Below are 14,029 nucleotides of genomic sequence, written 5' to 3' on the forward strand. Positions count from 1 at the left end.
CCGGTTTCGTCACGGGGTCAGAGGGCTTCGGTGGCGGCCCGCTCGACGGCGAGGCCGGCGGAGTACCGCTCGAGGTAGGCGGCGAACCCGGCGACGTCGTCCGCGTCGGGCCGGGCGACGTCGAGCGCGGCGTCGGCGAACACCTGCTCGGTCAGGTAGGCGTCGAGGGTCGGTCCGTCCTCACCGTCGACGGCGGCCGCGTAGGCGGCGAGCACGGCGATGCCCCAGGCGCCGCCCTCGGAGGCGGTCTGCCCGACGGCGACCGGGGCGTCGACGGCGGCGGCGAGGAACCGCTGGGCGACGCCGGCGGTCCGGAACATGCCGCCGTGCGCGAGCATGGTGTCGATGGCGACGCCCTCGCCGTGCAGCACGTTCATGCCGAGCGCCAGCGTGCCGAAGGCGCCGTAGATCTGGGTGCGCATGACGTTGGCCAGGGTGAGCCGGCTGTCCGGGGTGCGCACGATGAGGGGGCGGCCCTCCTCGAGCCCGGTGATGGGCTCGCCGGCGAGGTAGTTGTAGGCCAGGAGCCCGCCTCCGTCGGCGTCGCCGTCGAGGGCGGCGGTGAACAGGGCGCCGAAGACGTCGTCGGCCGAGCTGGGGTGGCCCAGGGCCGCGGCGAACTGGCCGAAGACGCCGGCCCAGGCGTCGAGCTCGCTCGCACCGTTGTTGCAGTGCACCATCGCCACGAGGTCGCCGGCCGGGGTGGTGACGAGGTCGAGCTCGTGGTGGACGCTGGTCAGCGGCTTCTCGAGGACGACCATCGCGAAGATCGACGTGCCGGCACTGATGTTGCCGGTCCGCGGCGCGACGGCGTTGGTCGCGACCATGCCGGTCCCGGCGTCGCCCTCGGGCGGGCAGAGCAGGACGCCCGGTCGCAGCTCGCCGCTGGGGTCCAGCAGGGCGGCGCCGTCGGCCGTGAGACGACCGGCGTCGGCGCCGGCGGGCAGCACCTCGGGCAGCAGCCCCTCGACGTGCAGCCCGGGACGCTTCGCGGCCGCCAGGTGCCGGAACTGCTCGAGCATGCGCTGGTCGTAGTCGCGGGTGGCGGGGTCGATCGGGAACATGCCGGAGGCGTCCCCGACGCCGAGGACGTGCCGGCCGGTCAGCGCGCGGTGGACGTACCCGGCGAGCGTGGTGAAGGAGGCGATCTGCGGCACGTGCGGCTCGTCGTCGAGGATCGCCTGGTACAGGTGCGCGATGGACCAGCGCAGGGGGATGTTGTACCCGAAGAGCTCCGACAGCTCGGCGGCGGCCGGTCCGGTGCTGGTGTTGCGCCACGTGCGGAACGGCACCAGCAGCTGGTCGTCCGCGTCGAACGCCAGGTAGCCGTGCATCATCGCGGAGACACCGAGCGCCGCGTAGGTCGTCGGCCGGACGCCGTAGCGCTGCTCGACGTCGGCGACGAGCGCGGCGTAGGCGCCCTGCAGCCCGCGGTGGACCGCCTCGAGCGGGTACGTCCACAGTCCGTCGGCGAGCTCGTTCTCCCAGGCGTGCGAGCCGCCGGCGAGCACCTGGTGCTCGGGTCCGATCAGGCACGCCTTGATGTTCGTCGAGCCGAGCTCGATGCCGAGCGTGGTCCGCCCGGAGGTGATGGCGTCCCGCGCCTCGGTCTCCTGGTCTGGCAGCGTCATCGCCGTGTTCACTCCTTGATGGTCGTCCTCTTGATGTTAACGCTCACACGAGCTCGTTTCCAACCGCCCGAGGTCAGCGCGGCGGCGCCGTCGAGGACCGCACCACGAGCTCGGGCATGATCCGCTGCGCCGCGACCGGCTCCCCGGCCAACGAGGCCACCACCATCGCCACGGCACGGGACCCGAGCTCGGCGAACGGCTGACGCACCGTGGTCAGCGGCGGCACGAAGTAGGCCGCGCCCTCGACGTCGTCGAACCCCACCACCGAGACGTCGTCGGGCACCCGCACCCCCCGCTCCCACAGCGCGCGCAGGATCCCCAGGGCGAGCTGGTCGTTGCCCGCGAGCACCGCCGTCGGCCCCTCCCCCGCCGCGACCGCCTCGGCCAGGTCACGCCCCGCCGCGTAGCCGTCCGCGGCCGACCACGAGCACAGCCGGGGCCGTGCCGGCTCGAGGCCGCGGGCCTGCAGCGCCTCGCGCCAGCCGGCCGCGCGCTCGCGCGCGTCGAACCAGCCCTGCGGACCGGCCACGTGCACGACGTCCGGGTGGCCCAGGTCGAGCAGCAGCTCCGTCGCCTGCCGAGCGCCCGAACGCTGGTCGACGGCCAGCGACACGGTGGCCGACGGCGAGCCGTCGCCGTGGTCCGGGGAAGCGTCGTCGAGCGCCGCCACGACCACGACCGGCACCGGCGCCCGGAACGACTCCACCGCCGCCGCGACGTCGGCGTGCGGGGCGATGACCACGATCCCGTCGACGCCCTGGGCCATGAAGTGCTCCATCGCCGCGTGCATCGCCGCCGTGTCGTAGGTGCGCAGCGTGGCCACGGACACGAAGTAGCCGCGGTCGCGCGCCGCCTCCTCGACGGCGATGAGCGTGCTGGTCGGCCCGAACAGCGCCGAGCCCGTCGTGACCACGCCGAGGGTCGCCGACCGCGAGGTCACCAGCGCGCGGGCCGCGCTGTTGCGGCGGTACCCGAGCTCGTCGATCGCGGCCAGCACGCGCTCCCGGGTCTCCGGGCGCACGCTCGGGTGCTCGTTCAGCACCCGCGACACCGTCTGGTGGGAGACGCCCGCCACCCGGGCGACGTCGGCCATCGACGGACGGCGTGCCGGGCGGGACGCGCTCACGAGCCGCTGGCGGACGGACCCGCCGGCTCCTGCCCCGACCGACGCGCGTCGACCTCGTGCAGCACCCGGCGCAGGTAGGTGTACGTCAGCTCACCCGCGGCCTCGTCGTACTGCGCCTCGTAGCCGTGCTTGGTGTACATCGCCAGGTTCTGCCGCGAGTCCTTGCCCGTGAACGCCCAGATCTCCGAGATCTGCTCGGGCAGGAACTCCAGGATCGCGAACAGCAGCGTCGTGCCCAGCCCGCGGCCCTGCTGGTCCGGGGCGACGGCGAGCCGCCCGAGCGTGGCGCGCTCGGCGTCGATCTCGACGCGGATGGACCCGACCAGGCGGTGCCCGTCCCACGCCCCGATCGTCACGACGTCGTCCCGGGCCATGTCCTCGCGAAGCTCCGGCAACGTCTGAGTCAGCGGCGGGATGTTCGGGTCGCCGTACACCTGCGCCTCGGAGACGAACGCCGCACGACGCAACGTCAGCAGCTCGCCGGCGTGGTCGTCGTCGACCAGCGCGATCCGGGTGGGGGCGTCGTGGGCCGCGGCGCCGGCAGTGCCGGCCGAGGTGGCGGTGCTCTCGCTCATGGCCCCATCGTGGCAGACGGTGGGCGACAATGGCGGACGTGACCACCGAGCCGACGCAGCCCCCCGCACCGACGACGGACCACCGACCCACCGAGTGGGTCCTGACGCTCTCGTGCCCCGACCGGCCGGGCATCGTCCACGCCGTGAGCGGGATGCTGGCCCAGCACGACGGCAACATCACCGAGTCGCAGCAGTTCGGCAACCCCGGCTCGGGGCTGTTCTTCATGCGCGTCCAGGTGGAGACGCACGCCGCCCGCGAGGAGCTGGCCGCGGCGATCGGCGAGGTGGCCGACCGGTTCGAGATGACGTGGACGCTCGACGTCGTCGGACGCCCGGTGCGCACGCTGATCATGGTCTCGAAGGCCGCGCACTGCCTGGTGGACCTGCTGTACCGCGAGCGCAACCAGAAGATGCCGGTCGAGATCGTCGGCGTCGTCGGCAACCACCCGGACCTGGCCGAGCTCGCCGAGTTCTACGGCAAGCCGTTCCACCACGTCCCGGTCACCGCGGCGACCAAGTCGCAGGCGGAGGACCGGCTGCGCGAGCTGGTGGACCGCCTCGACGTGGAGCTGGTGGTGCTCGCCCGCTACATGCAGATCCTGTCGGACGACCTGTGCCGCGACCTGGCCGGCCACGTGATCAACATCCACCACTCATTCCTGCCCTCGTTCAAGGGCGCGCGCCCGTACGCGCAGGCGCACGAGCGGGGCGTCAAGCTCATCGGCGCCACGTCGCACTACGTCACCGGCGACCTCGACGAAGGGCCGATCATCGAGCAGGACGTCGAGCGGGTGGACCACTCCCGGGCCGTGTCGGACCTGGTGGCGCTCGGTGAGGACGTCGAGCGGCGCACCCTGGCGCGGGCGGTGCGGTGGCACGCCGAGCACCGGGTGCTGCTCGACGGCCACCGCACGGTCGTCTTCCACTGACGTCGGCGGACGCCGGCCTCAGGCGACCGCGACCTCGACGAGCGTCTTCCACGGGTCGTCGAACCGCAGCGTGCGACCGTCGTCGCGCACCGGGACCCGGGCGTGGCGCAGCCGGTCGCGCAACGCGTCGACGTCGTCCTGCCCGGGCACGGTCAGGGCGACCTGCCCGAGGCCGAGCGACGCCGCCCGCGGAGCTGCGCCGGCGCTGTTCCACGTGTTGACGGCCACGTGGTGGTGGTACCCGCCGGCGGCGACGAAGAGCGCGCCGGGAAGATCCGCCGTGAGCTCGAGGCCGAGGGTGTCGACGTAGAACCGGCGCGCCACCGTGAGGTCGCCGACCTGCAGGTGGACGTGGCCCACCCGGGCCTCCTGCCCCGAGGCGCCGGCCAGCGCCGACTCGTCCAGGTGCTGCTGGAGATAGGCCTGCGGGTCGAACCAGTCCGAGCCCATCGCCACGCGACCACCGGACCGCTGCCAGGTCTCCCGCGGACGGTCCCAGTAGAGCTCGATGCCGTTGTCCTCGGGGTCGGTGAAGTAGAACGCCCGGGAGACCCAGTGGTCGGCGTTGCCGACGAACCGGGACAGCGGGTGCCGCGCGGCGTGCGCCACGGCGGCGGCGAGCGCCTCCTCGGTGTCGAGGAGGACGGCGGTGTGGAACAGCCCGGCCTGGTGCCGGGAGGTGGGCGGGAGTCCGGGCGTGTGCCGGAGCACGACGACGGGCGTGCGCCCCCTCCCGAGGACCACCCGGCCGGGTCCCCCGGTGCCGGGCAGCTCGGTCAGCGCGAGCGCCTCGCGGTAGTAGGCGCTCATGGCGACGAGGTCGCCGACGTGGAGCGTGACGGCTCCCATGGTCGTCGACGCCGCGAGCAGGTCGTCGCGGCGGAGGTTCTGGGCCGCGGTCACAGCAGGGCGAAGCCGGTGGTCCACGACGTCTTCTCGCCGGCGGCCAGCGTGAGCTGGAGGAAGCCGAGCGCCTCGAGCTCGCGGGCGCGGCGCAGCGGACCGGCGTCGACGATCCGTACGGCCGATCCGTCGAAGGCGGCGGTGAGGGAGCCCTTGGCGTCGGGGTCGTCGCCCGCGACGAGCACGGTGGTCGGCACGTCGCCCACCGTCCCGGTGGCGAGCGTGGCGGCGAAGGTGGTGTTGAACGCCTTGAGCACCTGCGCGCCGGGGAGCCTGGCGGCGAGCTCGGTCGCGGCGGAGGAGTCGGCGGGCACCACGAGGGAGTCGAAGGTCGAGAAGTCGAGCGGGTTGGTGATGTCGACGACGGTCCGGCCCGCGAGCTGGTCGCCGTAGGTCGCGACGACGTCGTCCAGCGCGGGGTACGGCAGGGCGAGCACGACCACGTCACCGGTGAGCGGCTCGCCGAAGGCGGTGGCCTCCACGGCCGGGTCGACGGCCTGCGCCGCGGCGACGTCGCGGGTGACGACCTGGACCGGGCGTCCCGCGGCGAGGCCGAGGCGGGCGATGGCCGCGCCCATGCTGCCGGCTCCGACGACGCTGATGCTGTTGCTCATGAGGGTTCCTCTCGGACGCGCGTCGATCACTTTGATTGACGCTACAACCAACATAGGGCGGTATAGTTGTCGCGTCAACCAATGCGGGAGGGCTCATGGACGACGACGCATCACCACGATGGCTCGACGACGAGCAGATGCGCAGCTGGCTACGGCTCCAGGCCGTCATCGGGCTGCTTCCCGCGCTGCTCGACCAGCAGCTGCGGCACGACGCCGACCTGACTCACTTCGAGTACCTGACCCTGGCGATGCTGTCCCAGGCCGACGACCGCTCGTTGCGCATGAGCGACCTCGCCCGCCGGACGAACGCCACGCTCCCCCGCCTGTCCCACGTCGCGCGACGCCTCGAGGACCGGGGGTTCCTCCGGCGCGGCCCCGCCCCCGACGACGGGCGGGTCACGGTCGCCACACTCACCGAGGCCGGCTGGCACAAGGTGGTCGCCAGCGCACCCGGCCACGCCCGGACCGTCCTGGAGAACGTCTACGACGACCTGGACCGCGACGACCTGCACGCCTTCACGCGCGTCCTCGACACCGTCCTGGCGCACGTCGACCCGCACGACTCCTTCGGCCTCCGGACCGGCCGTCCCTGACCTGGCCGCCGCCCGCCGAGATCGACGGACCCGTACCGAGATCGACGGACGGTACGTCGATCTCGGGACGGGTCCGTCGATCTCGGCGGGGTGGGAGCGCTCAGTCGGCCGCGATCTCCGCCGCGGTCAGGTAGCCGCTGTCCACGAGCACCTCGTCGATGTCGTCGCGCAGGACGACCTCGACGTCGATCGTGAGGGTCGGCACCACCTTGGCCCCGTTGTCGTAGGTCGTGGTGTCGTCGACCTCCGGCTGCCCGCCCTCGAGGTAGGCCAGCGCGGCGTCCACCGCGCTGTCGGCCAGCACGCGCGTGTCCTTGAAGACCGTCGACTGCTGGACGCCGTCCCGGATCAGCGCCACCGAGTCCGCCTCGGCGTCCTGGCCGGTGACGACGGGGAGCCCGTCCGCCAGCGACGGGCCCAGGCCCCACAGCTGGAGGGCCTCGATGATGCCGCGGGACATACCGTCGTACGGCGACAGCACGCCGTCCAGCTCGGAGCCGTCGTCGTAGTGGCTCTGCAGCAGCACGGCCATGCGTTCACGGGCGTTCTCCGCCAGCCACTGCTGCGTGCTGGCGGCCCCCACGTCCGTCAGCGACGACGGCACCCGCAGCGTCCCGTCGTCCAGGTACGGCTGGAGGGTGTCCATCGCCCCCTGCCAGAAGATGAAGGTGTTGTTGTCGTCCGGGGAGCCGGCGAAGAGCTCGACGTCGTACGGGCCGGTGTCGCCCGTCAGCTCCCCCTGCTCGTCCACGACGCCGAGGCCCTGGAGCAGCGCGGTCGCCTGCGCGACCCCCACCGCGTAGTTGTCGAACGTGACGTAGTGGTCGACGTGCTCCGACTCGAGCAGCAACCGGTCGTAGGCGATGACGGGGATGCCCGCCTCCGCCGCCGCGGCGAGCTGCTCGCCGAGCCCGGCACCGTCCACGGCCGCGACGATCAGCAGCTCCACGCCGTCGTCGATCATCTCCTGCACCTGGTCGGCCTGCCGGTACCCGCCGCCCTCGTCCCCGGCGTACCGCAGGTCGACCTCGTACCCGGCCTCCTGCAGGCCGTCCGACAACGCCGCACCGTCGGCGATCCAGCGCTCGGACGTCTCGGTGGGCATGGCCACGCCGATCGTGTCCTCGCCGCCGAGCGCCCCGCACCCGGACAGGGTCAGCACGCCGGCCGAGGCCAGCACGGCAGCCGTTGCTGCCACGCGTCGCATCATCACGTTCCTCTCGTCGGCCGCCCACCGATGGGCGGCCCGTCGTTCCTCGTCGTCAAGAAACCACGCGGCATGACGCCCCGACGTCGGCGGCGGCACGCAGGTGGGCGACGGCGTCCGTGCCGTCGTGCCCGTCCGTGGCGGTCCGTCCCGCCCGGCAGGTGTGGGGGTCAGGCCGCTCCGGTGATCGCGGCCAGGATCGACTCGTGCGACGCCGTGGCCGGGAACGAGCCGTTGTTGCGCCCGTGGCGCAGCACCTCGATGCGGTCGGCGACCGCCCGCACGTCGTTGAGGTTGTGGCTGATGAGGATGACCCCGAGGCCCATCTCCCGCAGCCGCTGGATGTGGGTGAGCACCTCACCGGTCTGCGCGACGGACAGCGCCGCGGTCGGCTCGTCGAGGACCACGATCCGTGGGTTGCCGATGAGCGTGCGAGCGATGGCGACCGCCTGCCGCTGCCCGGCCGAGAGCTGGCGCAGCGTGGTGCGCACCGAAGGGATGCGCACGGTCAGACGCTCGAGGAGCTCGCGCGTCTGGACCTCCATCTCGCCCTCGTGCAGGAGACCGACCCGGTTGCGCAGCTCCCGTCCCAGGAAGAGGTTCGCCGTCACGTCGAGGTTCTCGCAGACGGCCAGGTCCTGGAAGACGCTGGCGACCCCGAGCCGGTTCGCCGCCGACGCCGAGCCGAGCGTCACGGGTTCGCCGTCGATCTCGATCTGTCCCGCGTCGGTGGACAGCACCCCGGCCACGACCTGGGCCAGCGTGGACTTGCCGGCCCCGTTGTCGCCGACGAGCGCCACCACCTCGTGGGCGTGCACCTCCAGATCGACCCCCACGAGCGCCTCGACGGCGCCGAAGTACTTGCTCACCTCGTGCAGGGCGAGCAGGGGCGTGCGGTGCGGTGCCGGCGGCATCATCGTCCAGCCATCTCCTCGTCGCTTCGGTCCGTGCGTCGGGCGGGGTCGAACACGTCGGTGCTCTGCAGGGCGAGCGCCACGGCGCCCACGAGCTCGGCGCGCAGACCCCACGCGGCGGGCACCACCTCGGGCCCGCCCGCCTGGTGGAGCACCGTGCGACGCTCGACCGCCGCACGCAAGGGTGCCAGAAAGGTCTCCCCGGTCTCGGCGAGCTCCCCGCCGACGACGATCCCCTGGGGTCCGAGCCCCGTCGCCAGCGCGGCGACGACGGCCCCGACCTGCTCGCCGGCGTCGGCGACGATCTGCCGGCAGCCCGGGTCGTCGGCCCGGGCCAGCCGGACGACGTCGCCCAGGGTGAGGTGACCGTGACTGGTCTCCAGCGGTTCGAGCAGAGCAGGCAGACCCACCACGGTGTTGAGGCATCCTCGGCTGCCGCACAGGCAGATCCGGCCCGCCGGGTCGACCTGGACGTGGCCGATCTCGCCCGCGGTGCCGTCCACACCGTGGTGCACCGACCCGCCGATGACGATCCCGGCACCCACCCCGTGGGAGACACCCACGTAGATCATGTCCCGCCACGGGCGGCCGACGCCGACCGTGGACTCCGCCAGCGCCCCGAGGTTGGCGTCGTTGTCCACGAAGACGGGGCGGGAGAGCCGCTTCTCGAGCACCTGGGCGATCTGCACGGCGTCCCAGCCGCGCAGCACGCCCCGCACGCTGAGCATCCCCGTGGCGGGGTGAACCGGCGCGGGGATCCCGAGGCCGATGCCGAGGAGCTCGTCCAGATCGGATCCGACGCGTTCGAGCAGGTCCACCACGAGCAGCGCGGCCCGGTCGAGGCTGGTGTCGGGCCGATGGTCGGCCGGCAGGGGCAACGACTGCTCGGCGAGGATCTCGTGGGCGACGTCGGCGAGCGCGACCCGCATGGTGCGGTAGCCGACGACGACGCCGGCCACGAGGCCGACACGGTGGGCGAGGGTGACGAGCTGAGCGCGGCGACCGGACCGGACCGTGTTGCGGACCTCGACGACCTCGGCGGCCACGAGCTCCTTGACGATCGTCGAGACGGTCGCCGCGGACAGGCCGGTGGCACCGGTCAGCTCCACCTGGGTGAGGCTGCCGTGCTTCTTGACGGCGTCGACCACGCGGGCACGGTTGGCCTCGCGCAGCGACGACTGCGTCCGCGCCATCGCCTGCCGTCCCTTCACGACCCGGAGTGTACGGGGAAGACGGACGGGCAGGTGGGAGGCCCCACCTGCCCGTCCGCGGTGCTCATCCGGTTCAGCGGGCCACGGCGGCGCGCTTCTTGTTCCAGATGTCGAAGGCGACGGCCAGCAGCAGCACCAGGCCCTTGATGACCTGCTGCATCGACTGCGGCACGCCCATGAGCTGCATGCCGTTCGACATGACGGCCATGATCAGACCACCGATCATGGCGCCGCCCACCCGGCCGATGCCGCCCGTGGTGGACGCTCCACCGATGAAGCAGGCAGCGATCGCGTCGAGCTCGAACATCTCGCCCGCGCTGGGCTGGGCGCCGTTCATCCGCGAGGAGAACACCACACCGGCCACGGAAGCCAGCACACCCATGTTCACGAAGACCCAGAAGTTGATCTTGCGCACGGACACGCCCGACAGCTCCGCCGCGTGGCGGTTGCCGCCGACGGCGTAGATGTGCCGGCCGAAGACGGACTTCTGCGTGACCAGCGTGTAGGCGATGATCAGCACCGCCAGGATGATCAGCACCACCGGCAGGCCTCGGGACGTGGAGAGCTGGTAGCCGAACCACATGACCACCGCGGCGACGACGACGAGCTTCAGTGCGAACATCGGCAGCGACTCGACCGACTGCTGGTAGGCGATCTTGCCCTGGCGGGAGCGCCACTGGGACACGGCGTAACCGACGACGGCGATGCCGAAGATCACGAGCGTGAAGACGTCGTAGCCGTACCCGCCGAGCCAGCCGTTGAGGAAGCCGTTCGCGATGTCGTAGTAGGTCCCGCCGAACGGCGAGAGCGACCGGTTGTCCAGGACGAGGAACGTCAGGCCACGGAAGAGCAGCATGCCCGCGAGCGTCACGATGAAGCCGGGGATGCCGACGTAGGCGACCCAGAATCCCTGCCAGATCCCGACCAGCAGACCCACGAGCAGGGCGGCGGCGACGCCGGCCCACCAGGGCATGCCTTCCCGGATGACGACCGCGGCGGAGACCGCACCCGAGAGTGCCACCACCGACCCAACCGACAGGTCGATCTGCCCGGCGATGATCACCATCACCATGCCGATGGCCAGGATCAGGATGTAGGAGTACTGCAGGACGAGGTTCGTCAGGTTCCCGGGAGACAGGAAGCTGTCGTTCAGGGCGGCGAACAGCACCACGATCGCGACGAAGGCGATGAGGATGCCGCTCTGGCGCATGTTCCGGGTCAGGGCGTCCCGGACCGAGGCGATGGCGTTCATGAGGCAGTTCCGTTCGTGGGCAGGGGCTGGTCGCGCTCGAGCGTCATGAGCTCCATGAGGCGTTCCTGCGTCGCGTCGGCGACGGGGAGCTCACCGGTGATGCGGCCGAAGGCGAGGGTGTACACGCGGTCGCAGATGCCGAGCAGCTCGGGGAGCTCGGAGGAGATGACGACGACCGCCTTGCCCGCCGCGACCATCTTGTTGATGATCGTGTAGATCTCGTACTTGGCACCGACGTCGATACCGCGCGTGGGCTCGTCGAGGATGAGCACGTCGGGGTCGGTGTACAGCCACTTGGACAGCACGACCTTCTGCTGGTTGCCGCCCGAGAGCTTGCCGACGTCGACGACGACGCTCGGCGTCTTGATGTTCAGCGAGGCCCGGTAGTCCTCTGCGACGCGCAGCTCCTCGTTGCTGTTCACCCAGCCACCGGGGGCCAGCTGGCGCAGGCCCGCGGCGGAGATGTTGTGCCGGATGTCGTCGATGAGGTTCAGGCCGTAGTGCTTGCGGTCCTCGGTGGCGTAGGCGATGTGGTGCTTGATCGCCTCCGCGACCGTCCGGGCCTGGATCTCCTTGCCGTCCTTGAAGATCTTGCCGCGGATGTTGCGCCCGTAGGACCTGCCGAAGATGCTCATCGCGAGCTCGGTGCGGCCGGCGCCCATGAGACCCGCGATGCCCACGACCTCACCGGCCCGCACGTTGAAGGACGCGTCGGTGATGACCTGCCGGCCGGCCTGGGTCGGGTGGTCGACGTTCCAGTCCTCCACCCGCAGCACCTCGTCGCCGAGGACGCTGGCACGCTCCGGGTAGCGGTGCTCGAGGTCGCGACCCACCATGCCGCGGATGATGCGGTCCTGGGTGGCGTCCTCGGCGGACATGTCGATCGTCTCGATCGTCTGCCCGTCACGGATGATCGTCGTGCGGTCGGCGATCTCCTCGATCTCGTTGAGCTTGTGCGAGATGATGATGCACGTGATGCCCTCGCCGCGCAGGGCGCGGAGGAGCTCGAGCAGGTGCTCGGAGTCGGTGTCGTTCAGGGCGGCGGTCGGCTCGTCGAGGATGAGCAGACGGACCTTCTTCGAGAGGGCCTTGGCGATCTCGATCAGCTGTTGCTTGCCGACACCGAGCTGTCCGATCGGCGCCGTCGGGTTCTCGTGCAGCCCGACCCGCTCCATCAGCGCAGCGGCGCGATGGTTGGCGTTGTTCCAGTCGATGAGTCCGAGGCGGCCGCGGGTCTCGTTGCCGAGGAAGATGTTCTCGGCCACGGAGAGGTAGGGCACCAGGGCGAGCTCCTGGTGGATGATGACGATGCCCTGCTCCTCGGAGTCCGAGATGGACCCGAACTCGGCCGACGCGCCGTCGAAGACGATCTCGCCGTCGTACGTGCCGTGCGGGTAGACGCCCGACAGCACCTTCATGAGCGTCGACTTGCCGGCGCCGTTCTCACCACAGATGGCGTGGATCTCGCCCTGCTCGACGGTGAGGGTGACGTCCGACAGCGCCTTGACGCCCGGGAACTCCTTGGTGATGGAGCGCATCTCCAGAATGGTGCTCATCTGCGCTCTCGTCCCTCCTTCGATGAAGGGGTGCCGTCCGCGGTGTGTCGCCGGGGGCGGACCCGGGGCGGGCCGCCCGTCGTGGGTGCACGACGGACGGCCTCGCCCGTGCTGAGTTGGCTCAGAGCAGCCGGGTCACTCGGCCGTCTGGCCGGACTCGACCTCGTCCATGGTGTAGTAGCCGGAGTCCACGAGCACGGGCTCGATGTCCTCGGCGAACACCGTCTCGACCTCGAGGAGGTAGGAGGGCACGACCTTGACGCCGTTGTCGTACGTCTCGGTGTCGTTCGCCTCGGGGTCCTCGCCCTCGACGAAGGACTGCGCCGCGGCGACGGCCTGCTCGGCCAGCAGGCGGGTGTCCTTGAAGATGGTCGAGGACTGCACACCGTCGTTGATCAGCTTGATGTTCGCGATCTCGGCGTCCTGACCGGTGATGACGGGCAGACCGTCCTCGAGGGTCGGGCCCATGCCCGCGCTCTGCAGGGCGTTGTTAATGCCGCGGGAGAGCACGTCGGCCGGGGCGAGCACGCCGTGCAGCTCGGTGTCGTTGCCCGTGTACGTGGAGGTCAGCAGGTCCTCCATGCGGCTCTGGGCGGTCTCGAGCTCCCAGCGCTGCGTGGACACGGTGTCGAAGTTCGTCTGGCCCGAGGGGACCACGACGGTTCCGTCGTCGAGGAGCGGCTGGAGCACCGACATCGCGCCCTCGTAGAAGAAGGTCGCGTTGTTGTCGTCCGGGGACCCGGCGAAGAGCTCGACGTTGTACGGGCCCTCCTCACCGGTCTCCTCGCCGTTCTCGTCGAGGTATCCCATGCCGCGCAGCAGCGCGTTGGCCTGGGCGACGCCGACGGCGAAGTTGTCGAACGTGGTGTAGAAGTCCACGTTCTCGCTGTCACGGATGAGGCGGTCGTAGGCGATGACCGGGATGTTCTCGGCCGCGGCGGCCTCGAGCTGGCTGGTCAGGGCCGTGCCGTCGATCGAGGCGATGATGAGGACGTCCACGCCCCCGGTGATCATCGAGTCGATCTGCTGGGTCTGGGTGGGGATGTCGTCGTTCGCGAACTGCAGGTCCACGTCGTAGCCGAGCTCCTCGAGCCCGGCCTCGACGTTGCCGCCGTCCTGGATCCACCGCTCATAGGTCTGCGTCGGCATCGCGACGCCGACCTTGACGTTCTCGTCGCCGTCGCCCGCCGCACCGTCGGTGCTCGAGCCGGCGCCCTCGCCACCGCAGGCAGCCAGGGAGAGCGTCAGCGCCGTACCTGCGGCGACCGCACCCATCTTCTTGCCGAGTCGCATCCTCGCGCTCCTTCTCGTCGTCGAGGGTCCCCGGCGGCGACCTTCACCACCGGCGCCCGTAGGCGGGACCACTGCCGCCTCGGAGGACGGCTGCGGACCAGATTGCTGGCTTCGGGTCTCAAAGTCAACGCAGGAGAGAAACCTTCTCGTCACAATCTGGTTACGACATGGACGCGCTCCCTGTCCGTTTCACCCGCTTCACGACAGCGAACCGCCGCTGCTGCG

At 71.2% G+C, this 14,029-nt stretch carries 13 protein-coding genes; 2 read left to right on the forward strand and 11 right to left on the reverse strand.

The features are described 5' to 3' along the window. Positions 1-17: 17 nt before the first annotated feature. The 3 genes from HDG68_RS12635 to HDG68_RS12645 all read right to left on the reverse strand — a co-directional run bounded on the left by HDG68_RS12635 (position 18) and on the right by HDG68_RS12645 (position 3,332). Positions 18-1,631, reverse strand: coding sequence for a xylulokinase (locus tag HDG68_RS12635; RefSeq protein ID WP_172152645.1), 1,614 nt, complete (start codon positions 1,629-1,631; stop codon positions 18-20). A 73-nt stretch (positions 1,632-1,704) separates the two neighbouring features. Beyond that, on the reverse strand, positions 1,705-2,724 hold the full coding sequence (locus HDG68_RS12640; RefSeq protein ID WP_172152647.1) for a LacI family DNA-binding transcriptional regulator: 1,020 nt from the start codon (positions 2,722-2,724) through the stop codon (positions 1,705-1,707). Between the two features lie 29 nt (positions 2,725-2,753). Beyond that, positions 2,754-3,332 carry a GNAT family N-acetyltransferase gene (locus HDG68_RS12645; RefSeq protein ID WP_172152649.1) on the reverse strand — a complete coding sequence of 193 codons (579 nt, stop codon included), beginning with the start codon at positions 3,330-3,332 and terminating at the stop codon, positions 2,754-2,756. A 29-nt stretch (positions 3,333-3,361) separates the two neighbouring features. Between HDG68_RS12645 and purU the strand changes: the two genes are divergently transcribed. Continuing rightward, positions 3,362-4,261: a formyltetrahydrofolate deformylase gene (gene purU / locus HDG68_RS12650; RefSeq protein WP_172152651.1), complete on the forward strand. Its 900-nt coding sequence runs from the start codon at positions 3,362-3,364 to the stop codon at positions 4,259-4,261. A gap of 18 nt (positions 4,262-4,279) precedes the next feature. Here the strand turns inward: purU and HDG68_RS12655 are convergent, their stop codons facing one another. Both HDG68_RS12655 and HDG68_RS12660 read right to left on the reverse strand, forming a co-directional pair. After that, a complete protein-coding gene (locus HDG68_RS12655; protein ID WP_425483767.1) occupies positions 4,280-5,188 on the reverse strand; it encodes a VOC family protein in 909 nt (302 codons plus the stop codon). Further along, entirely contained in the window at positions 5,161-5,778 is a 618-nt protein-coding gene (locus HDG68_RS12660) for an NADPH-dependent F420 reductase (protein ID WP_172152653.1), read from the reverse strand. Before HDG68_RS12660 ends, HDG68_RS12655 begins: the two co-directional genes overlap by 28 nt. Positions 5,779-5,873: 95 nt before the next feature. Between HDG68_RS12660 and HDG68_RS12665 the strand changes: the two genes are divergently transcribed. Further along, positions 5,874-6,371: a MarR family winged helix-turn-helix transcriptional regulator gene (locus HDG68_RS12665; RefSeq protein ID WP_172152655.1), complete on the forward strand. Its 498-nt coding sequence runs from the start codon at positions 5,874-5,876 to the stop codon at positions 6,369-6,371. A gap of 100 nt (positions 6,372-6,471) precedes the next feature. Here HDG68_RS12665 and HDG68_RS12670 read toward each other — a convergent pair whose 3' ends face one another. From HDG68_RS12670 to chvE, 6 genes are all read right to left on the reverse strand, one after another. Further along, the gene (locus HDG68_RS12670) at positions 6,472-7,578 is read right to left on the reverse strand and encodes a substrate-binding domain-containing protein (protein WP_172152657.1); all 1,107 of its coding nucleotides are present in this window, start codon (positions 7,576-7,578) and stop codon (positions 6,472-6,474) included. A 170-nt stretch (positions 7,579-7,748) separates the two neighbouring features. Further along, a complete protein-coding gene (locus HDG68_RS12675; RefSeq protein ID WP_172152659.1) occupies positions 7,749-8,495 on the reverse strand; it encodes an ATP-binding cassette domain-containing protein in 747 nt (248 codons plus the stop codon). Then, on the reverse strand, positions 8,492-9,685 hold the full coding sequence (locus HDG68_RS12680) for an ROK family transcriptional regulator (RefSeq protein WP_172152936.1): 1,194 nt from the start codon (positions 9,683-9,685) through the stop codon (positions 8,492-8,494). Before HDG68_RS12680 ends, HDG68_RS12675 begins: the two co-directional genes overlap by 4 nt. A gap of 91 nt (positions 9,686-9,776) precedes the next feature. Continuing rightward, positions 9,777-10,955 carry a multiple monosaccharide ABC transporter permease gene (gene mmsB / locus HDG68_RS12685; protein WP_172152661.1) on the reverse strand — a complete coding sequence of 393 codons (1,179 nt, stop codon included), beginning with the start codon at positions 10,953-10,955 and terminating at the stop codon, positions 9,777-9,779. Next, on the reverse strand, positions 10,952-12,511 hold the full coding sequence (mmsA, locus tag HDG68_RS12690; RefSeq protein ID WP_172152663.1) for a multiple monosaccharide ABC transporter ATP-binding protein: 1,560 nt from the start codon (positions 12,509-12,511) through the stop codon (positions 10,952-10,954). Before mmsA ends, mmsB begins: the two co-directional genes overlap by 4 nt. Positions 12,512-12,646: 135 nt before the next feature. Next, the gene (chvE, locus tag HDG68_RS12695) at positions 12,647-13,804 is read right to left on the reverse strand and encodes a multiple monosaccharide ABC transporter substrate-binding protein (protein WP_172152665.1); all 1,158 of its coding nucleotides are present in this window, start codon (positions 13,802-13,804) and stop codon (positions 12,647-12,649) included. Positions 13,805-14,029: the final 225 nt, after the last annotated feature.

Source organism: Isoptericola chiayiensis, from assembly GCF_013149805.1.
Taxonomy (GTDB): Bacteria; Actinomycetota; Actinomycetes; order Actinomycetales; family Cellulomonadaceae; genus Isoptericola; species Isoptericola chiayiensis.